At 63.8% G+C, this 24,063-nt stretch carries 26 protein-coding genes; 16 read left to right on the forward strand and 10 right to left on the reverse strand.

Annotated elements, in window-relative coordinates; all coding sequences use genetic code 11:
- The first annotated feature begins 3 nt into the window (after window positions 1–3).
- Together I3J27_RS08295 and I3J27_RS08300 are read left to right on the forward strand one after the other, a co-directional pair.
- Window positions 4–414, forward strand: coding sequence for an acyl-CoA thioesterase (locus tag I3J27_RS08295; RefSeq protein WP_270167596.1), 411 nt, complete (start codon window positions 4–6; stop codon window positions 412–414).
- Between the two features lie 223 nt (window positions 415–637).
- Complete coding sequence (locus tag I3J27_RS08300; protein ID WP_270167598.1) at window positions 638–829, forward strand: hypothetical protein; 192 nt, start codon at window positions 638–640, stop codon at window positions 827–829.
- Window positions 830–955: 126 nt separating this feature from the next.
- Here the strand turns inward: I3J27_RS08300 and I3J27_RS08305 are convergent, their stop codons facing one another.
- Together I3J27_RS08305 and I3J27_RS08310 are read right to left on the reverse strand one after the other, a co-directional pair.
- A complete protein-coding gene (locus tag I3J27_RS08305; RefSeq protein WP_270167600.1) occupies window positions 956–1,348 on the reverse strand; it encodes a nuclear transport factor 2 family protein in 393 nt (130 codons plus the stop codon).
- A gap of 317 nt (window positions 1,349–1,665) precedes the next feature.
- Entirely contained in the window at window positions 1,666–2,118 is a 453-nt protein-coding gene (locus I3J27_RS08310; RefSeq protein ID WP_270167602.1) for a nuclear transport factor 2 family protein, read from the reverse strand.
- 154 nt (window positions 2,119–2,272) lie between these two features.
- Between I3J27_RS08310 and I3J27_RS08315 the strand changes: the two genes are divergently transcribed.
- Complete coding sequence (locus I3J27_RS08315; RefSeq protein WP_270167604.1) at window positions 2,273–2,959, forward strand: HAD family hydrolase; 687 nt, start codon at window positions 2,273–2,275, stop codon at window positions 2,957–2,959.
- 91 nt (window positions 2,960–3,050) lie between these two features.
- Window positions 3,051–3,896: a DeoR/GlpR family DNA-binding transcription regulator gene (locus I3J27_RS08320; RefSeq protein ID WP_270167606.1), complete on the forward strand. Its 846-nt coding sequence runs from the start codon at window positions 3,051–3,053 to the stop codon at window positions 3,894–3,896.
- Between the two features lie 4 nt (window positions 3,897–3,900).
- Here the strand turns inward: I3J27_RS08320 and I3J27_RS08325 are convergent, their stop codons facing one another.
- Together I3J27_RS08325 and I3J27_RS08330 are read right to left on the reverse strand one after the other, a co-directional pair.
- Window positions 3,901–4,317 carry a type II toxin-antitoxin system VapC family toxin gene (locus I3J27_RS08325; protein ID WP_270167608.1) on the reverse strand — a complete coding sequence of 139 codons (417 nt, stop codon included), beginning with the start codon at window positions 4,315–4,317 and terminating at the stop codon, window positions 3,901–3,903.
- Entirely contained in the window at window positions 4,317–4,568 is a 252-nt protein-coding gene (locus I3J27_RS08330; protein ID WP_270167610.1) for a type II toxin-antitoxin system Phd/YefM family antitoxin, read from the reverse strand. The genes I3J27_RS08325 and I3J27_RS08330 overlap by 1 nt, the downstream gene beginning before the upstream one ends.
- A 277-nt stretch (window positions 4,569–4,845) precedes the next feature.
- Here I3J27_RS08330 and glpD point away from each other — a divergent pair, with 277 nt between their 5' ends.
- The 7 genes from glpD to I3J27_RS08365 all read left to right on the forward strand — a co-directional run bounded on the left by glpD (window position 4,846) and on the right by I3J27_RS08365 (window position 12,488).
- Complete coding sequence (glpD, locus tag I3J27_RS08335) at window positions 4,846–6,396, forward strand: glycerol-3-phosphate dehydrogenase (RefSeq protein ID WP_270167612.1); 1,551 nt, start codon at window positions 4,846–4,848, stop codon at window positions 6,394–6,396.
- On the forward strand, window positions 6,393–7,469 hold the full coding sequence (locus I3J27_RS08340; protein ID WP_270167614.1) for an ABC transporter ATP-binding protein: 1,077 nt from the start codon (window positions 6,393–6,395) through the stop codon (window positions 7,467–7,469). The genes glpD and I3J27_RS08340 overlap by 4 nt, the downstream gene beginning before the upstream one ends.
- 12 nt (window positions 7,470–7,481) lie before the next feature.
- A complete protein-coding gene (locus tag I3J27_RS08345) occupies window positions 7,482–8,567 on the forward strand; it encodes an ABC transporter ATP-binding protein (RefSeq protein WP_270167616.1) in 1,086 nt (361 codons plus the stop codon).
- Complete coding sequence (locus I3J27_RS08350; RefSeq protein ID WP_270167618.1) at window positions 8,567–9,469, forward strand: carbohydrate ABC transporter permease; 903 nt, start codon at window positions 8,567–8,569, stop codon at window positions 9,467–9,469. Before I3J27_RS08345 ends, I3J27_RS08350 begins: the two co-directional genes overlap by 1 nt.
- On the forward strand, window positions 9,469–10,275 hold the full coding sequence (locus I3J27_RS08355; RefSeq protein WP_270167620.1) for a carbohydrate ABC transporter permease: 807 nt from the start codon (window positions 9,469–9,471) through the stop codon (window positions 10,273–10,275). The genes I3J27_RS08350 and I3J27_RS08355 overlap by 1 nt, the downstream gene beginning before the upstream one ends.
- 10 nt (window positions 10,276–10,285) lie before the next feature.
- Window positions 10,286–10,615 (forward strand): DUF2160 domain-containing protein, encoded by a 330-nt coding sequence (locus tag I3J27_RS08360; RefSeq protein WP_270167622.1) that lies wholly within the window; start codon window positions 10,286–10,288, stop codon window positions 10,613–10,615.
- 130 nt (window positions 10,616–10,745) lie between these two features.
- Window positions 10,746–12,488, forward strand: a complete 1,743-nt coding sequence (locus I3J27_RS08365) for an ABC transporter substrate-binding protein (RefSeq protein WP_270172630.1) — start codon at window positions 10,746–10,748, stop codon at window positions 12,486–12,488.
- 220 nt (window positions 12,489–12,708) lie between these two features.
- Here the strand turns inward: I3J27_RS08365 and I3J27_RS08370 are convergent, their stop codons facing one another.
- From I3J27_RS08370 to I3J27_RS08380, 3 genes are all read right to left on the reverse strand, one after another.
- Complete coding sequence (locus I3J27_RS08370) at window positions 12,709–13,809, reverse strand: alkene reductase (RefSeq protein ID WP_270167624.1); 1,101 nt, start codon at window positions 13,807–13,809, stop codon at window positions 12,709–12,711.
- A 180-nt stretch (window positions 13,810–13,989) separates the two neighbouring features.
- Window positions 13,990–14,493: a DUF1993 domain-containing protein gene (locus tag I3J27_RS08375; protein ID WP_270167626.1), complete on the reverse strand. Its 504-nt coding sequence runs from the start codon at window positions 14,491–14,493 to the stop codon at window positions 13,990–13,992.
- Between the two features lie 291 nt (window positions 14,494–14,784).
- A complete protein-coding gene (locus I3J27_RS08380; protein WP_270167628.1) occupies window positions 14,785–16,086 on the reverse strand; it encodes a lytic murein transglycosylase in 1,302 nt (433 codons plus the stop codon).
- A 178-nt stretch (window positions 16,087–16,264) separates the two neighbouring features.
- Here I3J27_RS08380 and htpX point away from each other — a divergent pair, with 178 nt between their 5' ends.
- The 3 genes from htpX to I3J27_RS39060 all read left to right on the forward strand — a co-directional run bounded on the left by htpX (window position 16,265) and on the right by I3J27_RS39060 (window position 18,559).
- Window positions 16,265–17,221, forward strand: a complete 957-nt coding sequence (gene htpX / locus I3J27_RS08385) for a zinc metalloprotease HtpX (RefSeq protein WP_270167630.1) — start codon at window positions 16,265–16,267, stop codon at window positions 17,219–17,221.
- 135 nt (window positions 17,222–17,356) lie between these two features.
- Window positions 17,357–17,998, forward strand: coding sequence for a tetratricopeptide repeat protein (locus I3J27_RS08390; protein ID WP_270167632.1), 642 nt, complete (start codon window positions 17,357–17,359; stop codon window positions 17,996–17,998).
- 168 nt (window positions 17,999–18,166) lie between these two features.
- Complete coding sequence (locus I3J27_RS39060; RefSeq protein WP_306417057.1) at window positions 18,167–18,559, forward strand: DUF3551 domain-containing protein; 393 nt, start codon at window positions 18,167–18,169, stop codon at window positions 18,557–18,559.
- Window positions 18,560–18,738: 179 nt separating this feature from the next.
- Here I3J27_RS39060 and I3J27_RS08400 read toward each other — a convergent pair whose 3' ends face one another.
- Window positions 18,739–19,083, reverse strand: a complete 345-nt coding sequence (locus I3J27_RS08400; RefSeq protein ID WP_270167634.1) for a hypothetical protein — start codon at window positions 19,081–19,083, stop codon at window positions 18,739–18,741.
- Window positions 19,084–19,246: 163 nt separating this feature from the next.
- A complete protein-coding gene (locus I3J27_RS08405) occupies window positions 19,247–20,047 on the reverse strand; it encodes a hypothetical protein (protein WP_270167636.1) in 801 nt (266 codons plus the stop codon).
- A gap of 227 nt (window positions 20,048–20,274) precedes the next feature.
- Here I3J27_RS08405 and I3J27_RS08410 point away from each other — a divergent pair, with 227 nt between their 5' ends.
- Window positions 20,275–20,568 carry an antibiotic biosynthesis monooxygenase gene (locus tag I3J27_RS08410; protein WP_014497428.1) on the forward strand — a complete coding sequence of 98 codons (294 nt, stop codon included), beginning with the start codon at window positions 20,275–20,277 and terminating at the stop codon, window positions 20,566–20,568.
- 173 nt (window positions 20,569–20,741) lie between these two features.
- Here the strand turns inward: I3J27_RS08410 and I3J27_RS08415 are convergent, their stop codons facing one another.
- Entirely contained in the window at window positions 20,742–22,187 is a 1,446-nt protein-coding gene (locus I3J27_RS08415) for a helix-turn-helix domain-containing protein (protein WP_270167649.1), read from the reverse strand.
- Between the two features lie 234 nt (window positions 22,188–22,421).
- On the opposite strand from I3J27_RS08415, the gene I3J27_RS08420 reads away from it, so the two are divergent.
- Window positions 22,422–24,056: an isocitrate lyase gene (locus tag I3J27_RS08420; RefSeq protein ID WP_270167651.1), complete on the forward strand. Its 1,635-nt coding sequence runs from the start codon at window positions 22,422–22,424 to the stop codon at window positions 24,054–24,056.
- Window positions 24,057–24,063: the final 7 nt, after the last annotated feature.

The following is a 24,063-nucleotide window of genomic DNA, read 5'->3' on the forward strand; positions in this document are numbered from 1 at the left end:
CACATGACCGAAACGTCCGACACCGAGCCGAGCGGCGATCTCTGCATCCGCACGCTGGCGATGCCCGCCGACACCAACGCCAATGGCGACATTTTCGGTGGCTGGCTGCTCAGCCAGATGGACGTCGGCGGCGGCGTGTTCGCATCGAAGGTTGCGCGATCGCGCACGGTCACGGTCGCGATCGAGGCGATGAATTTTCGCAAAGCGGTCTATGTCGGCGATCTCGTCTCGGTCTACGCCAATCTCGTCCGCGTGGGCCGGACCTCGATGACCGTGCATCTCGAAGCCTGGGCGTTGCGGCGCAGGGAGCTCCAGCCGATCCTGGTGACCGACGGCAATTTCACCTATGTCTCGATCGACGACGACGGGCGCCCGCAAGCGATCCAGCGCAACGATCCGCCGATCGCGACGTAATCGCGCGCGGCTTTGCGCCTCATCTCACGAAGATGTGCAGCAACGCAAAACGCGGCGCCGATGAGTCAACGCGTCGCGGCTTCGCCAACAACCAGTCATAAAACGGATGAGGTCTCGGCGTACTCAGTTGCCTGTCGATTCGGGGTGGAAACGGCCTCAAGATGCCCAGGAACCTTTGGGCAGGCATGCCGTTATTTGCCCGCACTGAGGGAATCCACGGACCATGTCGGATAGCTACATCATCGAAGTCGATTCGCAGACCGCAGGTATCGTCGTTCGTTCTCAAGGAGGCTACTGCTTCTTCGCCTCATCCCACCCGTTCAACCGTCTCGAAGGCCAGCTCTTCCGCAACGCCCGCGAAGCGGAGCGCGCGGCGCGCAAGCTGATTAACGGTGATGTGAAGGAGGCGGCGTAAGCGCCGCGCTTGTCATTCCGGGGCGCGCGAAAAGCGCGAGCCCGGAATCTATCTCGCTGCAGAAATTGCCGACCTATGGATCCCGGGCCTGCGCCTTTCGGCGCGTCCCCGGAATGACGTGGTTGGTTACAGCTTTGTCGCGGAGCGCGACAACAGCTTCCATTCGTCGCCCTGCTTCAGCCAGTTCATCAGGATATGAAGGCTGTTTGCCACTTTCTGTCCGCCGGTTATCATTTCGGCCAGCCAATGGAAGCGCACGATCGCGGCAGGGCCAACGATCTTGATGGTCGGGTCCTTGTACGTAATCGACAGGAACTCCGTCTTGCCGTCGGTGGCGTTGGCGACGAAGGCCGCCTTGTCCTCGAGGAAGCCGTTGGAGTGGCTGTAGCTCAGATCATCCGCGCACAGCGCGCTGAGTGCCGTCGGGTCGGCCGCGATCTGGGCGTGACGAAATGCCTCGACGTTTCTTGCCACCGCCTCGTGGTCCGTGATGGCGGCATGATCGCGATTCAGTGTCATCGTATCCTCCGTTCTTGATCTTGCACCCACTGTTGCAGCCGCACTCGATCTTATCGAGCATCAGGTCGCAATACGCTGCATCGCGCCAGGTAGCGCGATTCCTCACGTGCGAAGCGTGGTCGGAATTTTTTGCAGCCCTTGATACAGCTGCCTTTTCCTTCTCCCCTTGCGGGAGAAGGCGGCGCGAAGCGCCGGATGAGGGGTATCTGTCCGCAAATTGAATTTCGAAAGATGTGCTCGCTGAGGCAACCCCTCACCCGGCTCGCCGCTACGCGGTGAGCCACCCTCTCCCGCAGGGGGAGAGGGTAAGAACGTCATCACAACTTCGTCGCGGCGCGCGAGAGCAGCTTCCAGTCGTCGCCCTGCTTCTGCCAGTTCATCAGGATGTGAAGGTTGGTCGGCACTTTTTTCCCATCGGCCGCCATCTCCTGTTCCGCCACCCAGTGGAAGCGCACGATCGCGGCGGGGCCGACGACCTTGATGGTCGGGTCCTTGTACTCGATCGACAGGAATTTGGACTTGCCGTCGGTGGCGTTGGTGACGAAGGTCGCCTTGTCCTCGACCTTGCCGCTGGAATGGCTGTAGCTGAGATCGTCCCAGCAGAGCGCGCCGAGCGCCTTGGGATCGGCCGCGATCTGGGCGAGGCGGAAGGCCTCGACCTTTTTCGCCACGGCTTCCTCGTCGGCCGAGGCCGCCAGCGCCGGCGTCGTGAGCGCAAGCGCGGAGAGGGCGAGAGTCGAGAGAGCCAGATCGCGTCGGTTGATCGTCATCGTTTCCTCCTTTTTGATCTTGCGCCGAGTGTTGCAGCCGGGCGCGACTTTGTCGAGTGTCGCGTGGCGGTCATGCAGGTGCGTCATTGCGTGATTGAGGCTGTATTGATACGTGTTTCGCATTGATGCGTCGTGCATTCGGGAAAGTACGGAAATGATCAAGGCCAAAGGGCAAGCAATGGGCAGGGCGCTGCTGTTCGACATCGATGGCACGCTCGCCAACACCGACCCGCTGCACCTCAAGGCGTTCAACCATGTGCTCGGGCCGCGGGGCCATGTCTTCGATCACGCGCGCTTCTCCAGGGAGTTGCAGGGCTTCGCCAATGCGTCGATCGGCGAACGCTTTCTGCCCGACGAAACGGTGGCGCGGCGCGCCGCGATCCTGGACGAGAAGGAAGAGGTCTTCCGCACGCTGGTGGCCGGACAGATCGAGCCGCTGCCGGGCCTGATGGCGCTGCTCGACCGCGCCGATGGCGCCGGCATTCCCATGGTCGCCGTGACCAACGCGCCGCGTCTCAATGCGGAGCTGCTGCTTTCGGGCCTCGGCATTACGCATCGCTTCAAGGCGATCGTGATCGGCGACGAACTGCCGCACGGCAAGCCGCATCCGCTGCCCTACCAGGAAGGGCTGCGCTTCGTCGGCGGCAGCGCGGCGGCTTCGATCGCGTTCGAGGATTCCCGCACCGGCGTGCAATCGGCGACCGCCGCCGGCATTCCAACCATCGGCATCCGCACGAGCCTCGGCCACACCGACCTCGTCGGCGCCGGCGCGGCCACCTCCGCCAGCGCGTTCGACGATCCGGAGCTGCTCGCGCATCTGGCCGTCGCAATGGCGTGGTGAGAGGCTTTGTCCGTTAACCGTGATCGGCGCGCGCATTGACCGTAGGCGCGAACCGCCGCACCATGCAGCTTCCTGATTTGAGGCCATCGCCGTGACCGGATTGACCCATCGCCAAGCCGAAATCCTCAACATCGCGCGCGCCTCGGGCCGCGTCATGGTCGAGGAACTGGCGCGCCGCTTCGAGGTCTCGGCGCAGACCATCCGCAAGGATCTCAACGATCTCTGCGAGCGGAGATCGCTGACCCGCATCCATGGCGGCGCCATCATCGCCTCAGGCGTCGAGAATCTCGCCTACGAGGCGCGCCGCTTCGTCGCCGCCGACGAGAAGAAGGCGATTGGCGCGGCGGCCGCTTCCCTGATCCCGAACGGCTGCTCGCTCTTCATCAACATCGGCACCACGACGGAGGAGGTCGCGAGCGCGCTGACCTCGCACGAAGACCTCCTCGTCATCACCAACAATCTCAACGTCGCCATGCTGCTCTACCGCCATCCCCGCATCGAGGTGGTGGTCGCCGGCGGCACGGTGCGGCGTGCCGACGGCGCCGTGGTCGGCTCGACTGCAACGCAGCTGATCGGCCAGTTCAAGGTCGATTACGCCATCATCGGTGCGTCCGCGATCGACGAGGAGGGCGCGCTGCTCGACTTCGACTATCGCGAGGTGCAGGTGGCGCAGGCCATCATCGCCAACGCCCGCAGCGTCATGCTGGTCGCCGATTCCACCAAGCTCCGCCGCAGCGCACCGGTGCGCATCGCCCACATCACCCAGATCCAGACCTTCGTGACCGACCAGGAACTGCCCGAGCGCCTCGCCACCATCTGCCACAGCAAGGGGATCGAAGTGATGGCGGCGATGCCGAAGGGGGATGGGGACGACGAGGCTCAAGGCGAAGCGCAGGACGCCGCGCCCGAGGCAGCACCGGTGGTGCGGCTGCGGTAGCGGCTTAGACGTTGCCCCACGGATTGAGCAGGGGAACGCCAGTAGGTTCGAAATCCCCCACATTGCGCGTCACGATCGTCAAGCCGTGAACAAGCGCGGTCGCTGCAAGGAGAGCATCGCGTTCGGCCCGCGGGTTGGGAACATGAAGTTGCGCACAACGCTGCGCCACGGTCGTATCGATGGGCAGGATTCGGCCTTCAAAGCGCGTCAGAATATGATTGTCGATCCAGTTGCGCAGGACGACGCCTTGCGCTGCGTCTTTGCGCTCAATCAGGCGTGCGCCAAGTTCGATCTCGAGGATCGAGATTGCGGATATGAAGAAACTCGCCGCGGGAATTGCATTGGCCCAGGTAACGACGTTGCGGTGAGCCTTATCAGGTCGCCTCAGCTCGGAAATGACGTTGGTGTCCAACAGAAACATCAGTCGAGATCGGTAGCCTTGAAGATTCCGTCGGCCATTCGCGGCGGATCAAAATCAAAGTCCGCGTCCGCCTGCGCCAGAGCTTCGGCAAGGCTCATGTGCCCGCCGGTCAGGCGCAGATAATCTTCGATCGTCAGCAGCACATGGGCCGGGCGGCCACGATCCGTAATAAAGACGGGTCCCTGCGCCGCCGCTTTCTTTGCGCCGCCGGTATCCTGATTGAATTCTCGGCTGGTGAGAGTGGTCACCATGGTTTTGCGCCTCCTGGCCGTCCGGCGGTAAATTATATGTAGGCATGTTGCTACATTCAAGTCCGCGGAGCCATTTGCCGATGCCGTGCGTGGCTCAATCGAGCCCTAGCTCCTAAGCCTGCCCCCACCCTCACTGCCGTTTTTTCAATCGTATTGCCTGCGGAAAAAGTTCCTCTTTCACTTCCTTTCGCCTCTCTTTCATCTTGCTTTCGTTTTTCGGTGTGATCTAATCAAAAACGAAAGTCGTCGCTCGAAGGAACGAGCGAGTCGCCGGGGGATGCGTCTGTTGGAGCGTATTTTCGACCTCGCCATCATTGGAGGCGGTGTTAACGGCTGCGGCATCGCGCGCGACGCGGTGGGCCGCGGCAACACGGTTTTCCTGTGCGAAATGAACGATCTGGCGAGCGGGACGTCGTCCTGGTCGACCAAGCTGGTGCATGGCGGCCTGCGCTATCTCGAATATTACGAGTTTCGCCTGGTGCGCGAGGCGCTGATCGAGCGTGAGATCCTCTGGGGTATCGCGCCCCACATCATCCGTCCCTTGCGTTTCGTTTTGCCGCATCACGCCGGCCTGCGCCCGGCCTGGCTGCTGCGCCTCGGCCTCTTCCTTTATGATCACATCGGCGGCCGTCATCTGCTGCCGGCGACCCGCTCGGTCGATCTTGGGCGTGACGAGGTCGGCAAGCCGCTGATCCCGAACCGCTATGCCCGCGCGTTCGAATATTCCGACTGCTTCGTCGATGACGCCCGCCTCGTCGTGCTCAATGCGCGCGATGCCGCCGACAAGGGCGCCGAGATCCGCACCCGCACCCGGGCAACCGATATCAAGCAGTCCGATGGCATCTGGACCGTCAGCATGCTCAACACGCTGACCGGCGAGCGTTCGCAGATCCAGGCGAAGGCGCTGGTCAATGCCGGCGGGCCCTGGGTCGAGGACGTGCTTGGCCGCGGCGCCGGCGTCAACGCGAAAGCCAAGGTGCGCCTGGTGCAGGGCTCGCACATCGTGGTCAGGAAGCTGTACGATCACGACCGCGCCTACATGTTCCAGAACGCCGACGGCCGCATCATCTTCGTGATCCCGTACCAGGACGATTTCACGCTGATCGGCACCACCGATCGCGACTATGACGGCGATCCCGCCAAGGTGAAGGCGACGGCCGAGGAGATCCAGTATCTCTGCACGGCTGCGAGCGAGTATCTGGCCAAGCCGGTGACGCCGAAGGACGTGGTCTGGACCTATTCCGGGGTGCGACCGCTGTATGACGACGGTGCCAGCGAAGCCAAGGCTGCGACCCGCGACTACGTGTTCGAGCTCGACACACCCGGCGGCGTGCCACTGCTGTCGATCTATGGCGGCAAGATCACGACCTATCGCCGGCTCGCCGAAGAGGCGCTGGAACGGCTCGCGCCCTATCTTCGCAGTGCGAAAGCACGCGAAGGCTGGACCGGCAAATGGCCGCTGCCGGGCGGCGACATGGGGGTGTCCGACGTCGACGGCCTGATCGCCGAGCTCCAGCGCGGCTATCCCTTCCTCAGCCATGAGCACGCCCGGCGTCTCGCGCGCGCCTACGGCACCCGCGCTTCGAAACTGCTCGGCGATGCGAAATCGGCCGCTGACATGGGCCAAGCCTTCGGCGCGACGCTAACCGAGCGCGAGGTCCGCTATCTCATGGCCCATGAATGGGCCGTCACCGCCGAGGACGTCGTCTGGCGCCGTTCCAAGCTCGGCCTGCGACTATCTGCCGATGAGATCTCTGCATTGAACGACTGGATTGCAACCCACGCTGTGCCGCAAAGTCCCCTGCTGGAAGCGGGAGGACGCTCATGAGCGTGACACTCGACCACGTAACCCGGACCGTCGAAGGTATCGAGCATATCCGCGACGTCTCGCTGACGCTCGAGAGCGGTACGCTCAACGTGCTGCTCGGGCCGACGCTGTCAGGCAAGACTTCGATCATGCGGTTGCTCGCCGGCCTCGATAAGCCGACCACGGGCAAGGTGCTGGTCAATGGCAAGGACGTCACTGGCGCCGACGTGCGCCAGCGTTCGGTCGCCATGGTCTATCAGCAGTTCATCAATTACCCCTCGCTCACGGTCTTCGAGAACATCGCCTCGCCCCTGCGCGTGCAGGGCAAGCCGCGCGATGAGATCGAGGCGCGCGTGGCGGAGGCGGCAAAGCTGCTCAGGCTCGAGCCGTTCCTCAAGCGCACGCCGCTCCAACTCTCCGGCGGCCAGCAGCAGCGCACCGCGATCGCGCGCGCGCTGGTCAAGGGCGCCGACCTGGTGCTGCTCGACGAGCCGCTCGCCAATCTCGACTACAAGCTCCGCGAGGAGCTGCGCGCCGAATTGCCGCGCATCTTCGAGGCCTCCGGCGCGATCTTCGTCTATGCCACCACCGAGCCGACCGAGGCGCTTTTGCTCGGCGGCAACACGGTCTGCATGTGGGAAGGGCAGGCGCTCCAGATCGGCGAGACCGCCAACGTCTATCGTCGTCCGCAGACGCTGCGCGTCGCGCAAGTTTTCTCCGATCCGCCGCTCAATCTCGTCGGTATCGAGAAGAAGAACGGTTCCGTGCAATATGCCGGCGGCGCGGCATCGCCGGCCTCGGGCCTCTATTCGTCGCTCGCCGACGGCGCCTATCGCGTCGGCTTTCGCGCGCATCAGCTCGGGCTCGCCAATGGCGAGGCCGACCGCCATGCCTTTCATGCCACAGTGACGGTGACCGAGATCACCGGTTCGGAGAGTTTCGTGCACCTGACCCGCGACGGTTCGAACTGGGTGGCGGTGCTGCACGGCGTGCACGAGTTCGAGCCCGGCCAGACGCTCGATGCCGTGCTCGATCCCAATGATGTCTTTGTCTTCGATGCGGCCGACCGTCTGGTCGCCGCGCCGAGTTCTTGAGGGAGATGCGCCATGGCCCGCATTGACCTCGTCGACCTCGCCCATTCCTACGGCGGCAATGACGCGCCGCAGGACAGCTTTGCGCTGAAGCCCGTCACCATGACCTGGCGGCAGGGCGGCGCCTATGCGCTGCTCGGCCCGTCCGGCTGCGGCAAGACCACGCTGCTCAACGTGATCTCCGGTATCATCACGCCGTCGCGGGGGAAAATCCAGTTCGACGGGGTCGACATCACGCCGCTGTCAACCCAGAAGCGCAACATCGCCCAGGTGTTCCAGTTTCCGGTGATCTACGACACCATGACGGTGGGGGAAAATCTGGCGTTTCCGCTGAAGAACCGCGGCGTGCCGAAGGCCGAGATCGACAAGCGTGTCGCCGAGATCGGCCGCCTGCTCGATCTCGAACCCTATCTGAATCGCAAGGCGACGCGGCTCACGGCGGACGCCAAGCAGAAGATCTCGCTCGGCCGCGGCCTGGTCCGCTCCGACGTTGCCGCCGTGCTGTTCGACGAGCCGCTCACCGTGATCGATCCCGAGCTGAAATGGCAGCTCCGCTCGAAGCTGAAGGCGCTGCATCGCGAGCTCGACCTCACGATGATCTACGTCACCCACGACCAGACCGAGGCGCTGACCTTCGCCGACACCGTCGTGGTCATGCATGACGGCCGCGTGGTGCAGAGCGGCACGCCGGCCGAGCTGTTCGACAAGCCCGCGCACACCTTCGTCGGTTACTTCATCGGCTCGCCCGGCATGAACATCCTGCCGGCGGAGGTGAGGGGACGCGAGGCCAGGGTCGACGGCCACGTCATCGCGCTCGACCGCGGTTACGACAATCTGCCGGCGAACGCGAAGATCGAGATCGGCGTGCGTCCGGAATTCGTCGAGGCGGTCGCGCCCGCGCCCGGCCTGCTCACCGCCAAGATCGAGCGCATCGACGATCTCGGCCGCATCCGCTTCGCGCGCGTGCGCATCGGTGAGGCCAAGATCGCGGCGCGTGCACCGGCGGGCTTCACCAGCTCCGACGGGACCGCCGGGCTGAAATTCGATCCGTCGCACGTCCACGTCTATGCCGACAGCCTTCTGGTGGAGGGAGCCGCCTGATGGACAAGACCGTCAACCAAAAAGCCTGGTTCCTGGTGCTGCCGGTGTTCCTGGTCGTCGCCTTCTCGGCGGTGCTGCCGCTGATGACGGTGGTGAACTATTCGATGCAGGACACCTTCGGCAACAACCAGTTCTTCTGGAACGGCGTCGGCTGGTTCAAGGAGCTGCTCGATCCCTCGACCGATCTCGGCGGCCGCTTCCTGGCTTCGCTCGGCCGCAATCTGTTCTTCTCGATGGTGATCCTCGCGATCGAGGTGCCGCTCGGCATCGTCGTCGCGCTGTCGATGCCGCGCCAGGGCTGGACGGTGGCGGCCTGCCTCGTCATCCTCGCGCTGCCGCTGCTGATCCCGTGGAACGTGGTCGGCACGATCTGGCAGATCTTTGGCCGGCCCGACATCGGCCTGCTCGGCTATGTCCTCAACCACATCGGCTTCGATTACAATTACGTCTCCAACGACATCGATGCCTGGGTCACCGTCATCGTGATGGACGTCTGGCACTGGACCAGCCTCGTCGCGCTGCTCTGTTATGCCGGCCTGAAGTCGATTCCGGAGGCCTATTATCAGGCCGCCCAGATCGACGGCGCCTCGCGCTGGGCCGTGTTCAAGGCGATCCAGCTGCCGAAGATGAACCGCGTGCTGCTGATCGCCGTGCTGCTGCGTTTCATGGACTCGTTCATGATCTACACCGAGCCGTTCGTGGTCACCGGCGGCGGACCCGGCAACTCCACGACCTTCGTGTCGATCGAGCTGGTCAAGATCGCGCTCGGCCAGTTCGACCTCGGCAAGGCCGCGGCGCTGTCGCTGGTCTACAACCTCATCATCCTGATCGTCTGCTGGATCTTCTACACCGTCATGACCAATGCCGGCGCCGAACGGAAGCCGCAGGAAGGAGCCGCGTGATGCACTCGATCCCCGGCCGCCGCGTCATCATGGCGCTGTTCCTGATCTTCCTGCTGCTGCCGATCTACTGGCTCGTCAACATGAGCTTCAAGACCAACGCCGAGATCGTCTCGACGATGACCTTGTGGCCGCATGCCCCGACGCTGCAGCACTACAAGCGCATCTTCACCGACGAGAGCTGGTATTCCGGCTACATCAACTCGCTGGAATACGTCGTCCTCAACACCATCATCTCGATCTCGGTGGCCTTGCCTGCGGCCTACGCCTTCTCGCGCTACCGCTTCCTCGGCGACAAGCATCTGTTCTTCTGGCTGCTGTCGAACCGGATGGCGCCGGCGGCGGTCTACGCGCTGCCGTTCTTCAACCTCTATTCGGCGATCGGGCTGTTCGATACGCCCTGGGCGGTGGCGCTGGCGCATTGCATCTTCAACGTGCCCTTGGCGGTGTGGATCCTCGAAGGTTTCGTCTCCGGCGTGCCGCGCGAGATCGACGAGACCGCCTTCCTCGACGGCTACTCGTTCCCGCGTTTCTTCATCAAGATCCTGGTCCCGCTGATCGCGAGCGGCATCGGCGTCGCCGCCTTCTTCTGCTTCATGTTCTCCTGGGTCGAGCTGTTGCTTGCGCGCACCTTGACCTCGGTGTCCGCCAAGCCGATCGCGGCGATCATGACGCGAACGGTGTCGGCCGCCGGCATGGACTGGGGGCTTCTGGCCGCGGCCGGCGTGCTCACCATCATTCCGGGCGCGCTCGTGATCTGGTTCGTCCGCAATTACATCGCGAGCGGTTTCGCGCTCGGCCGAGTGTAGGGAGGCATCAATGGAATCCATCGCATGGATGGCCTGGACGCTGCCGACGGCGATCTTCTTCGCCGCGCTCACCTGCACGCTGGCCGTCATGACCTGGCTTGCGGCGGTCTATCCTGAGGCCGAACGCGTCGGCGTGCTCAGGATACCGACCACCCGCGGCGACCGCCTGTTCGTCTCGCTGATCGCGACCGCTGTCATTCATCTCTTGTGGATTGCTTTCTTCGGCACCGATGCGATCGCAACGCTGCCGATCGGCGAGGAGGGCGTCGAGATCTCGCGCCTGTGGCTCGCATCAGGAATTTCGCTGGCCACGGCCGTGCTCATTTTTCGCACGGTCTGACGCTCGCGAAGGAACGGCCAGATCCGGGGGCAATCCGGGTCTGTATAAAAGTTTGTCGCTGCAACGGAGGAACAACATGCGACAGTTTAGGAGAAGGGAACGTCCATTGACCAAGAATAGCTTTCTGACCATGTCGAGCGCCGCCGCCATCATCGCGGTGTCGTTCGCCGTCTCGGCGCCGGTCCGCGCCGCCGACGATGCCGCGATCCAGAAGTGGATTGCGGAATTCCAGCCCTCGACGCTGTCGAAGGACGACCAGAAGAAGGAGCTGGAATGGTTCGCCAAGGCCGCCGAACCGTTCAAGGGTATGGAGATCAACGTCGTCTCCGAGACCATCACGACCCACGAGTACGAATCGCAGACGCTGGCCAAGGCGTTCTCCGAGCTCACCGGCATCAAGCTCAAGCACGACATCATCCAGGAAGGTGACGTCGTCGAGAAGCTGCAGACCCAGATGCAGTCCGGCAAGAACGTCTACGACGGCTGGATCAACGACTCCGATCTGATCGGTACGCATTTCCGCTACGGTCAGACCATCGCGCTGTCGGACTACATGACCGGCGAGGGCAAGGACGTCACCGATCCGATGCTCGACGTCAACGACTTCATCGGCAAGTCGTTCGGCACCGCGCCGGACGGCAAGCTCTATCAGCTGCCCGACCAGCAGTTCGCCAACCTCTACTGGTTCCGCTACGACTGGTTCACCAACGCCGACTACAAGGCCAAGTTCAAGGCCAAGTATGGCTACGAGCTCGGCGTTCCCGTGAACTGGTCGGCCTATGAGGACATCGCCGAGTTCTTCACCAACGACATCAAGGAGATCAACGGCGTCAAGGTCTACGGCCATATGGACTATGGCAAGAAGGATCCCTCGCTCGGCTGGCGTTTCACCGACGCCTGGCTGTCGATGGCCGGCAACGGCGACAAGGGCATCCCGAACGGTCTGCCGGTCGACGAATGGGGCATCCGCATGGAAGGCTGCCGTCCGGTCGGCTCGTCGGTCGAACGCGGCGGCGACACCAACGGTCCGGCTGCGGTCTACTCGATCACCAAGTACCTCGAGTGGATGAAGAAGTATGCTCCGCCGCAGGCCCAGGGCATGACCTTCTCCGAGTCGGGTCCGGTGCCGGCGCAGGGCAATATCGCCCAGCAGATGTTCTGGTACACCGCCTTCACCGCCGACATGGTGAAGCCCGGCATCGCCGTGATGAACGCGGACGGTACGCCGAAATGGCGTATGGCTCCCTCGCCGCACGGCTCGTACTGGAAGGAAGGCATGAAGCTCGGCTATCAGGACGCCGGCTCCGTGACGCTGCTGAAGTCGACCCCGGCGGATCGCCGCAAGGCGGCCTGGCTCTATCTCCAGTTCATCGTCTCCAAGACGGTGTCGCTGAAGAAGAGCCATGTCGGTCTCACCTTCATCCGTGAATCCGACATCTGGGACAAGTCGTTCACCGAGCGCGCGCCGAAGCTCGGCGGCCTGATCGAGTTCTACCGCTCGCCCGCGCGCGTGCAGTGGACCCCGACCGGCAACAACGTGCCCGACTATCCGAAGCTCGCGCAGCTGTGGTGGCAGAACATCGGCGATGCGTCGTCCGGTGCGAAGACGCCGCAAGCCGCAATGGACTCGCTCGCCGCGGCCCAGGACTCCGTGATGGAGCGCCTGGAGAAGTCGGGCGTGCAGGGTGCCTGCGGTCCGAAGCTGCACAAGAAGGAGACGGCCGAGTACTGGTACGCCAAGGCCCAGAAGGACGGCACCATCGCCCCGCAGCGCAAGCTCGCCAACGAGAAGCCGAAGGGCGAGACGGTCGACTACGACACCCTGATCAAGTCGTGGCCGGCACAGCCCCCGAAGCGCGCGGAAGCGAAGTAAGCGGCGCGTAGCGTCATCAAACACGAAAGGCCGGGAGCGATCCCGGCCTTTTTTGTTTTGCAGTTGTGTCGGAGGTTTGTGACACGCGCGTCTCACACACTCACCGTCATTGCCCGCGAAGGCGGGCAATCCAGTACTCCGAGACGGTTGTGATTGAACCGAGAGGCCGCGGCGTACTGGATGCCCCGCTTTCGCGGGGCATGACAGTTGTGCGCTTGTCTCACTCCGCCGGCTCGGCCGCCAGCGTCGGGTAATCCGTGTAGCCCTTGGCGCCGCCGCCGTAGAACGTGGCCTTGTCCCAGTCGTTCAGCGCCGCGCCCTGCTTCAGCCGCTCGACGAGGTCGGGGTTGGAGATGAACGGCTTGCCGAAGGCGATGAGATCGGCTGCGTTCGCGTCCAGCACCTTGGTCGCGAGTTCGAAGTCATAGCCGTTGTTGGCGACGTAGGCGCCGGAGAAACGCTTGCGCAAGGACGCATAGTCGAACGGGGCGATGTCGCGCGGGCCGCCGGTGGCGCCTTCGACCACATGCAGATAGACGAGCTTGAGCGCGCTGAGGCCGTCGACGATATGGTCGTACAAGGCTTGTGGGCTCGAGTCCGAGATATCGTTGGCCGGCGTCACCGGCGAGATGCGGATGCCGGTGCGGTCAGCGCCTGCCTCGGCGACGACGGCCTTCGAGACCTCAAGCATCAGCCGGGCGCGGTTCTCGATGGAGCCGCCATAGGCATCCGTGCGCTTGTTGGCGCCGTCCTTGGCGAACTGCTCGAGCAAATAGCCGTTGGCACCGTGAATCTCGACGCCGTCGAATCCGGCTTCCAGCGCATTCTTCGTGGCGCGCTTGAAGTCGTCGATAATCCCGGGAATTTCGGAGAGTTCGAGCGCGCGCGGCTCGGAGACGTCGGCGAAGCCACCGTTCACGAAGGTCTTTCCCTTGGCGCGGATCGCGCTCGGCGCCACCGGGGCTGCCCCATTGGCCTGAAGGTCGACATGCGAGATGCGGCCGACATGCCAGAGCTGAATGAAGATCTTGCCGCCGCGCTCATGCACGCGATCGGTGACCCCACGCCAGCCGGCGACCTGCTCCTTGGAGTAAATGCCGGGCGTATCCTGATAACCCTGGCCCTGCTGCGAGACCTGGCTCGCTTCGGTGATCAGAAGTCCTGCGGACGCGCGCTGGCCGTAATAGTCGGCGGCAAGCTTACCGGGCACGAAGGTGCCCGGCGCGGCGCGGTTGCGCGTCAGGGGCGCCATCACGAAGCGATTGGCCAGCGTGATCGGGCCAAGCTTATAGGTCTCAAACAATTTGGTCGAACGGCTCATAGGGAATGCTTCCAGGCGGTGAGAGGTCACGAACACTTGTGCATCGCGACATCGGGCGCAAGGGACGAGCCATACGGAAAGTGCAGGCGAGCTACGCGGCAGGGCCCGCGTAGCATAATTCATGTGCAATTTCGGCCGCGACAGCAGGATCCCGCTATCGCAGCCGTGCGATCTGACAAGTCAGTTCACGCCGAGGAAATCGCGCTTGCCGATCTCGACGCCGTTGTGACGCAAGATGCCGTGGGCGGTCGTGACGTGGAAATAGAAGTTCGGCAGCGAGACTGAGCTGAAGAACTGCTGCCCCTTCAACGTCATCGACCGGTCGGGCCCGGCCGGGAAGGTGACATCCTTGGCGTCGGCGCCTTCGAACTGCTCGGGCTTGAACGATTTGACATAGTCGATCGTCTTCGCGAGCCGCTGCTTCAACTCCGCAAAACTGGTCTCGGTGTCGGGCATCGAAGGCACCTCGCTATGGGTCAGCCGCGCGCAGCCCTTGGCGGCGAAATCGCTGACGAGCTGGACCTGCTTCGACAGCGGCAGCATGTCCGGGAAGAGACGGGAGCCGAGCAGCACGCTCGGGTCGATCTTCTTCGCCGCGCAATGTGCCTCGGCTTTGGTGAGCAGGCCAATGAGGCTGTTCAGCATTTGCAGATAGGCGGGGACGACGGCGTCGTGGAAGGACATGTGATGCTCGCTTCAATGAGGGGGTAATCTCAGGAAAAAACCTGAGCTACTCACATGGGAGGCTCATGGAAAAATGCAATCGCGAGAGTGGCCTTGTGCGGTGCGAAAATTCTATCCCGTCGGCTTGTGGTGCTATCGGCACCACACCCTCGCTGTCATCGCCGCCACAACCTCCGGCGTCATCGCTCGGCTTGTCCGGCGATCCAGTGCGCCAGGCGGCTGTGATTGGACCCGAGACGCCGCGGAGTACTGGATTCCCCGCTTTCGCGAGGAATGACTACGGATAGACTATTATCGGATCGTCCCCGCCGGTTGCGCCTGTGCCGTGCCGCCGCCGCGCATGCGCGCGAGCAGCTCCGCGGTCGGCCAGGAATCCGCCGGCAAACCATATTTGATCTGCATCGCCTTCACGGCGGCGCGGCTCTGCTGGCCCAGCACGCCGTCGACCTTGCCGACATTGAAGCCGGCCTGGACCAGAAGCTGCTGCAATTGCTTGAGCTCGTTGAACGGCAGCTGCGCGACCGGCTGGGCCGGCTTGCGCATGGGCGCTGCGCCCGCGATGCGGGTGGCGAGATAGCCCGCGGTGGTCGAATAGATCAGCGAGTTATTCCACTCGGTGTAAGCCGCGAAATTCGGATAGGCCATGAAGGCCGGCCCAGAGCGTCCCATCGGCAGCAGCACTGACGCCGCGAGATTGTCGTTCGGCAGCGGCCGGCCGTCGGGATAGGTGACCCCCAGCTGCGCCCATTTCGCGCGCGGCAGCTGCACCGTGAGGTCGGTCTGATCCCATGGCAGGTTTTGCGGCACCTTGATCTCTTCGAGCCACGGCTCGCCGCGCCGCCATTTCAATCCGTTGGCGATGTAATTCGCGGTCGAGCCGATCACGTCGTCCTCGCTGCGCAGGAGATCGCGCCGTCCGTCGCCGTCATAGTCGACGGCGTAGTTGACGTAATGCACCGGCAAGAACTGCGTCTGGCCGAGCTCGCCGGCCCAGGAGCCGACCATCTCGTCCGGGTGCAGGTCGCCGCGGTCGATGATCTTCAGCGCGGCGATGGTCTCCTTCACGAACATCTCCGAGCGCCGGCAGTCATAGGCAAGCGACACCAGCGATTTCAGCGTCGGCAGATTGCCCATGTTGACGCCGAAATCGCTCTCGAGGCCCCAGAACGCGGCGATCACCGCGGGCGGCACGCCATATTCCTTTTCAGCGCGTGCGAACGCAGCCGCGTGGTTCTTGATGTGCTGCTGGCCGTTCTGCATGCGATACGGCGCGGCCATGCGGCCGGCGAACTCGGTGAAGAGCTGGCCGAACACGCGCTGGCCGCGGTCGCGGTTGACGATGCCCTGGTCGTAGACGAGGTAGGGCGAGGCCTCCGCGATGGTCCGTTGCGAGACGCCGTCCGCGACGGCCTGTTGCTTCACCTCAGCGAGGAAGCGGTCGAAGCTAGCCCCGTTGTGGCACGACGCCGCGCGCGGCGAGGGGGCGGTGGACTTCGGGGCTGCTGGCTTGGCGGGTGGCATGAGCTGGGCGGAGGCAGTCGAGCAGAGCGTAAGCAGAGCGGCGGCCGCGATCGCACATCGGGTCTGGAGCATGAGGTTTCCGCAAGGGGAGGAGACGCTGGGATTCTTGATGAAGTTTAATGGAACGATCGAGCTCAAACCAGTGCCGCGGCTCCGCGACGCACCTTGAAACCTTGCGCCCGGGGCGGGGTCATTCCTACCTGATGTCTGCCGGCCAGAGGCTTGCCCGCGGCCGCCCCAGGAGACGGCCATGAACTATCTTCGTACCGCAATGCTGCTCGCAGGCCTCACCGCCCTGTTCATGGGCGTGGGCTATCTGATCGGCGGTGCCTCCGGCGCCATGATCGCGCTTCTCATTGCCGCCGCGACCAATCTCTTCACCTACTGGAACTCCGACCGCGCGGTCCTCTCGATGTACGGCGCCCATGAGGTCGACCGCGCCAGCGCGCCGGAGCTGGTCGGGCTGGTGGCCGAGCTGGCAGGCCGCGCGGGCCTGCCGATGCCGCGCGTGTTCGTGATGGACGAGGCGCAGCCGAACGCGTTCGCGACCGGACGCAATCCCGAGAATGCCGCGGTCGCCGTGACCACCGGCCTGATGCACCAGCTCAGCCGCGAGGAGCTCGCGGGCGTCATCGCGCACGAGCTCGCGCATATCAAGAATCACGATACGTTGCTGATGACCATCACCGCGACCCTCGCCGGTGCGATCTCCATGCTGGCGCAGTTCGGCATGTTCTTCGGCGGCAATCGCGACAACAACGGACCCGGCATCGTCGGCTCGATCCTGATGATGATCCTGGCGCCGCTCGGCGCCATGCTGGTGCAGATGGCGATCAGCCGCACGCGCGAATATGCCGCGGACGATCTCGGCGGGCGCATCGTCGGTCAGCCGATGTGGCTGGCGTCGGCGCTGGTGAAGATCGAAGGCGCCGCGCATCAGGTCCCGAATTTCGAGGCGGAGCGGAATCCCGCGACCGCGCACATGTTCATCATCAATCCGCTGTCGGGCCACGGCGTGGACAATCTGTTCACCACCCATCCCTCGACGCAGAATCGCATCGCCGCGCTCCAGCAGCTCGCGGCCGAGCTCGGCGCGCAGGCGGCGCCGTCGGTCGGGGCCAATGAAAACTATCCGCCGCAGGGTCCGTGGGGCCGCTCGTCCTCGCGCGGTCCTGCTCGCGGTCCTTCACGTGGTCCTTGGGGCTGATGGAACCCACCGGAAATTGCGCCCGGCTTTGTGACCTGGCGCACACAGGATGGTCCCGGCCGGTGTTAACACCTCGGCGTGACAGTTCCTTCGAAAGGGGATGCGTGGCCGGCCCTCCGCCTGCCACCGTCGAAGATGACCAAAGCTGCGGTACCATTGCTGATCGTTCTGGGCGTGCTCATTGGCCTGTCCACGCATACGGTCGTCAATTGCGGGGACGAGGACGAGCCCGACATCTGCTCGGCCGTCATCGGCTTCTCGCCGCTGCGGGGATCGCTGATCGCTTTCGCCTATGAGGGGCGCGGCCGGATCGCGCTCCGCCATGGCGACTTCAGGCGGGCGATCGCCGATTTCGACGAGGCCATCCACCTCAACCCGAACCGCGCCTCGCTCTATCGCGACCGGGCGCTGGCACGCCGGCAGAACGGCGACCTCGCGCTCGCGATCGAGGATTACGACGAGGCGATCGCGCATGATCCCAGGCGCGCCGCGCCCTATCACCAGCGCGGTCTGGCGCTCGCCGCCACCGGCGATCTCGATCGTGCCATCCTGAGCTACAACACGGCGGTCCGGCTCGACCCGTCGGATGCGCAGGCCCGGCTCGACCGTGGCCTCGCATTCCTCGCCCGCGGCCAGGCCGACGATGCGCGCGCCGATTTCGAAGCCGCGCTGGTGCTGCCGGCCGGCAAGGACGCCCGCACCCGCGATGCAGCGCGCGCCAAGCTCGCCGAGCTCGCAAGTGCGGAGCCGACACAGGTCGCAGCGCCGAGACGGTGAGGGTTGGGGCCGGCGACTGCTGCCCATCACTCCGGAAGCCTTGCCGAGCAAAACTGCCGCGGCCACTCACGGCAGGCGCGTGAACAATTCCGCGAGTCTTGATTTGGATCAAATACTGATTGAGTCCAGAGTGGACCCCGTGTCGTGCGGACTTGGAAGGAGGTTCCAATGCGCAAATGGGCTTTGACGATCCTGACAGCGAGTATCGCCTTAACAGCGGGGCACGCCCGGGCCCAAAGATATGATCCGGCTTATCCCGTTTGCCTGAACGTCGTCTCTCGCGGAGCCACCCCTTACTATAGATGCAGCTACACGACGATGGACCAATGCCGGGCGTCGGCCAACGGTCAGATGTGCGTCCGCAACCCGTATTACGCTGGTGCGGCGGCCAGAGGGAGCAATCGGCATCATCATCGCCAAACGTACGCGCCACCTAGGCCGCCGATCCACTATCGGGCTGCACCGTACAATCAATTCAATGAACCATATTATGGAGCTTCCCAAGGTTACGCGCCGGGCGAGAAACAGCGTTTTCTCGATAGCGTGAGACGGTACATGTGACGGGATGGCGGGCCGGCCGAGCTCGCGCACGTCCGCCGCCAAGGGCTGGAGGTCTCGTTTCAAAACGTGGCGACCGACCCTATTGCCGCGGGCTCATCACGCCAGACGATAAGGAAGACAAGCCGACGAGGATCTCCCGATCCGAGAAGCCGGCGACGGGGAGCAGGGAAGAGCAACGACTATTTCGTCTTCTTCCCTTTGGCTTTCCTCGCGGCCTTCTCGGGCTTTTGCTTCGTCTTTTTCTCGACCTTCACCTCGATTGGCGTGCTGGCGGCGATTCGCATCGACCGTGCGTAGCTGTCGGCGACGTTGTCGGCGGACATCTGGAGGCGCTTGGCAGCCGCAGCGGCCTGCTCCATGGTGGCCTTGGCCATCATCTTGAAGCGATCGCCGGTCTCCTTGCCCTTGGCCTTGGCCGCAAGGCCGTTGAAGCGATCCCGCCGCTCCTTGGCGCGGGTCATCAGGCCCGTATGCAGCTGTCTGGCCAGTTGCCGGATCACGACATCCAGGTCGGCGTCCGCCATGTTGTTCTATCCTCTTGAAAACAGGTATCGATGCGGGCGGGACTATGCAGATCAGGCCCCCCCTTGGCAATTCCCGGCGCCCCGTCATCCGCAGCTTCCGGTTTACAAAAACGAAAAAGCCGCGCTGTTCGCGCGGCTTTTGGAGTGGTTGTCGCAAGACGCCTTATTTCAGCGAGGCAACCGGGCCGCTGGCCGCTGGCGGATCGGGGTCGAAGCCGAACACGCCGACCAGATATTTGTAATAGTCCGGCATCTTCTCCTTGAGCGCCTCGCGCGACTTCGGGTCGTGGAATTCGCTTTTTCCCGCCAGGAAGATGCTGGCGGTCACGGCGAAGAATTCCATGGGATTCTTCATCGCGTAGGAGTCCTTGGGCAAGAGGTCCTTGGACTTGGCCAGGGCGTAGTAGACGATCACGCCCTTGTTGGCATAGCCGTCCGGCAGGAGGCGCGCGTGATAGGCGTGCAGCATCTCGTGCAGCAGCACGGCTTCCTTCTCGTACCGCATCATGTCCGGCCGCAGCATGATGACGCCGAGCCCCGAATCGACCGCGAGGTCGACCGCATTGGGGTTGGTCCAGCGCTGCGTGGCATGATCCCAGACCGTCAGCGTCCGCGGAGCGGTGCGTTGCATGTCCGGCGTCACCCGGCCGTAGCAGGCGGTGGCGGCGCCTTCGTCGAGGCAGGCCAGCTCGCTCGCGACGATCGGAACGGTGTGGAAGAAGCGCAGCACGCGCGGTGACAGGCCGGAAGCCTCGACCACGTCGATCTGGCTCTTCAGATTCTCGGTGAGCTTGTCGACATCCTTGCGGTCGGAATTCTCCGACAGGTCGAACATGTAGCCGCGATAGCTCTGGAAGCCCGGCGGCAATTTCTGCGCTGCGTCGGCGTCGAGCGATCCGGCATTGGATGGACTGGCGAAAAGCGCGCCGACAATGGTTGCGGTCAGCAGCAACGCAATGCGCATGATGAACCCCCTGATGTCACTTCGCCCGGCAGGATAGGCCACCGTTGTTTGCGAAAAGTGAGTGGGGCGAGACTAAGGCAGCGATGTTGAGGCGTGCTTAATCGTTGGTTGCAGATCGCCTTGATGGATTAGGGACGGGTTAACCAAGCGTGGATTGGCGGCGCGCTTCGGCGTAACATCCGCTCCGGGCACCAGGCCCCACATCACGAGTCGGAAGGGAGGATGCCATGTATGCCGCCATCCGTCAGGCCAAGGCGAAAAGCGGGAGCGCGGAAGAGCTGGCGCGGCGCATCAAGGACGGCGCCGTTCCGATCATCAGCGACGTCGACGGCTTCCGCGCTTATTACGTCGTCTATGCCGGCGACGACACGGTGACCGCGATCTCGATCTTCGACAAGTTCGAGCAGGCCGAGGAGGCGAACCGGCGCGCGATCGCCTGGATCGAGAAGGATCTGGGCCCGCTGCTCGCCGGGCATGCGAGCGCGGCGGCGGGGCCGGTGATCGTGCATACGCTGGCGTGAGCTTCAGCTGCCGCCACAGATTCAACTGTCATCGCCCGGCTTGACCGGGCGATCCAGTACTCCGTGACGGTTGTGATTGAACTGTTGGGCCGCGGCGTACTGGATGCCCCGCTTTCGCGGGGCATGACAGCTGTGAGCGTGGTGTGCGCCTTTCGCCAAACGAGCGCCGCCCCTCACAACTCCCGCGCATTCGAGAACGCGAAACTCGACACCCTTCTCGTCGTCTCGTCCAAAATCAGCGTGCGGGTGATCGGCGGCTCGGCGCGCTGGGCGCAGTTTTCGCGCTCGCAGAGGCGGCAGTTGACGCCGATCGGTGTGCCCTCGGTTTTCTCGAGGTCCAGGCCGGCGGCGTAGGTCAGGCGTGCGGCGTGGCGGATCTCGCAGCCGAGGCCGATGGCGAAGCGCGGCTGCGGCAGCGGATGCGGCGCGACCGGCCGGCGCACCATCTGCGCGATCGAGAAATAGCGCGTGCCGTCGGAGAGCTCGATCACCTGCTTGAGCAGACGGTCTGGCGTGTCGAAGGTCGAGTGCACGTTCCACAACGGACAGGTGCCGCCGAATTTCGAGAATGGGAAGGTGCCGGAGGAGAAGCGCTTGGAGACGTTGCCGGCATTGTCGACGCGGAGCAGGAAGAACGGAATGCCGCGCGCGTTCGGCCGCTGCAGCGTGGTGAGGCGATGGCAGACCTGCTCGAAGCCGGAATTGAAGCGCTGCGCCAGCACGTGGATGTCGTAGTTGAGCGCCTCGGCGGCGGCCAGGAACGCCGGGTAGGGCATCATCACGGCTGCTGCAAAGTAATTGCCGAGCGTGATGCGGAACAGCCGCCGCGGCGCATCGTCGAGCGGGCCGGCGCGGCCGATGATGGTCTCCAGGGCTTGCGCGCATTCACCTAAGCCCAGCTGGAAGGCGAGCTGGAACGCGCGGCCGGGCGGATCGACCAGCTCGGAGATCAGGAGCTGGCGGCGGTGGCGGTCGAACCGCCGCAGCGTCTCGCGCATCACGTCGACCGGCATGATGCGGGTCTGGATCGAATGCTTTTCGCGCAGCCGCGCGGCGAGCGCCGCGTAAAGCCCTTCGGCGGGCACGTTCAGCTCGTCGCGCAGTGTCTCCGCGGCCTGCTCGAGCTCTGGAAAATAGTTGCGATTGGCCTCGATCAGCTCACGCACGCGCTCGACCGGATTGGCCTCATAGCGCGTGCCGACGTCGCGGTCGGCCATTTGTGCTGCGGCCAGGGTCTCGCCCTGGCGCGCCTCGGCGTAGGCCGCGTAGAGCCGCTGCAGGGCGTGGGTGACGCCGGGGCAGAGCTCGGCAAGGTCGCGCAGTTCCTGCTTGGGAACGTCGATCTGGCGGAACAGGGGGTCGGAGAAGATCTCGTTCAGCTCGGCGAAGAAGCGGTCCTCGTCGGCGGTGGCGAGGTCACGCAAATCGAGGTCATAGGTCTCGGCCAGCCGCAGCAGGATCTGCGCGGTCACCGGGCGCTGGTTCCGTTCGATCAGGTTGACGTAGCTCGGCGAGATCCCGAGCCCCTCGGCGATCTGGGTCTGCGACAGCCCCAATTGCTGCCGGATCCGCCGGAAGCGCGGGCCGACGAACAGTTTCTTCCCGGACTCGGCGGCCATTTCTCAGATCTCCGTGGGCATCAATGACAGTCTTATTGACCTATATATATTACAAAATTTACAAAATTACATCTATTACATGTTCCGATGTTACATGACATCACCATTCAAATACAAGCCCTCTGTACGAACTTCCCTTTCTCGCGTTTATCTCATGACACGCATTTCGCAATGCACTGTCAAAAATGTCGATGACAAGGCCTAGGCTTTGCCATCCGCGAAAGGATCGAGCACATGAACTATCAGCCCCGCGGCATCAGCACCCTCCAGGGTCCGGCCTCGTATCAGGACGAGATCAAGGCGGCCCAGGCGCTTCTCGAGACCCAGCCGACCTGGAATGGCGTGTCGGCCGAGGCTGTCGCACGCATGCGCCTCCAGAACCGCTTCAAGACCGGTCTCGACGTCGCCCGCTACACCGCGGCGCTGATGCGGGCCGACATGGCGGCCTATGACAACGACCCGACCAAGTACACCCAGTCGCTGGGCTGCTGGCACGGCTTCATCGCCCAGCAGAAGCTGATCTCGGTCAAGAAGCACTTCGGCGGCAAGACCGACCGGACCTACCTGTATCTCTCGGGCTGGATGATCGCGGCGCTGCGCTCCGAGTTCGGCCCGCTGCCCGACCAGTCGATGCACGAGAAGACCTCAGTGCCGGCCCTGATCGAGGAGCTCTACACCTTCCTGCGTCAGGCCGATTCGCGCGAACTGAACGACATCTTCCGCGCCCTCGATAAGGCGCGCAAGGAAGGCGACAAGACCCGTGAGAAGGAGCTGATCGAGAAGATCGACAACTTCCAGACCCATGTCGTCCCCGTCATCGCCGACATCGACGCGGGCTTCGGCAACGCCGAGGCGACCTATCTGCTCGCCAAGAAGATGATCGAGGCGGGCGCCTGCGCGCTCCAGATCGAGAACCAGGTCTCGGACGAGAAGCAGTGCGGCCACCAGGACGGCAAGGTCACCGTGCCGCACGAGGTCTTCCTGGCGAAGATCCGTGCCTGCCGCCACGCCTTCCTCGAGCTCGGCATCGAAGACGGAATCATCGTGACCCGCACCGACTCGCTCGGTGCCGGCCTGACGCAGCAGATCGCCGTGAGCCACAAGCCCGGCGACCTCGGCGACCAGTACAACAGCTTCCTGGATTGCGAGGAAATCACGGCGGAGAACGCCCGCAACGGTGACGTCATCATCAACCGCAACGGCAAGATGATGCGCCCGAAGCGGCTGCCCTCCAACCTCTACCAGTTCCGTCCCGGCACCGGCGAAGACCGCTGCGTGCTCGACAGCATCACCTCGCTGCAGAACGGCGCGGACCTGCTCTGGATCGAGACCGAGAAGCCGCATATCGAGCAGATCGCCAAGATGGTCGACCGCATCCGCAAGGTGGTTCCGAACGCGAAGCTGGCCTACAACAACTCGCCGTCGTTCAACTGGACCCTCAACTTCCGTTGGCAGGTCTACGACGCGATGAAGGAAGCCGGCAAGGACGTCAGCAAGTACAACCGTGCCGAGCTGATGAAGCCGGAATACGACGATACGCCGCTGGCTCTCGAAGCCGACGAGCGCATCCGTACCTTCCAGGCCGATTCGGCCAAGCGCGCCGGCATCTTCCACCACCTGATCACGCTGCCGACCTATCACACGGCCGCTCTGTCCACCGACAATCTCGCACGCGAATATTTCGGCGAGCAGGGCATGCTCGGCTACGTGAAGAACGTCCAGCGCGCCGAGATCCGTCAGGGCATCGCCTGCGCCAAGCACCAGAACATGGCCGGCTCCGACATCGGCGACGACCACAAGGAGTACTTCGCCGGCGAGGCCGCCCTCAAGGCGGGCGGCGCCCACAACACGATGAACCAGTTCGGCTAACGCAGAA

Origin of the sequence: Bradyrhizobium xenonodulans, assembly GCF_027594865.1 — a bacterium.
Lineage (GTDB): Bacteria > Pseudomonadota > Alphaproteobacteria > Rhizobiales > Xanthobacteraceae > Bradyrhizobium > Bradyrhizobium xenonodulans.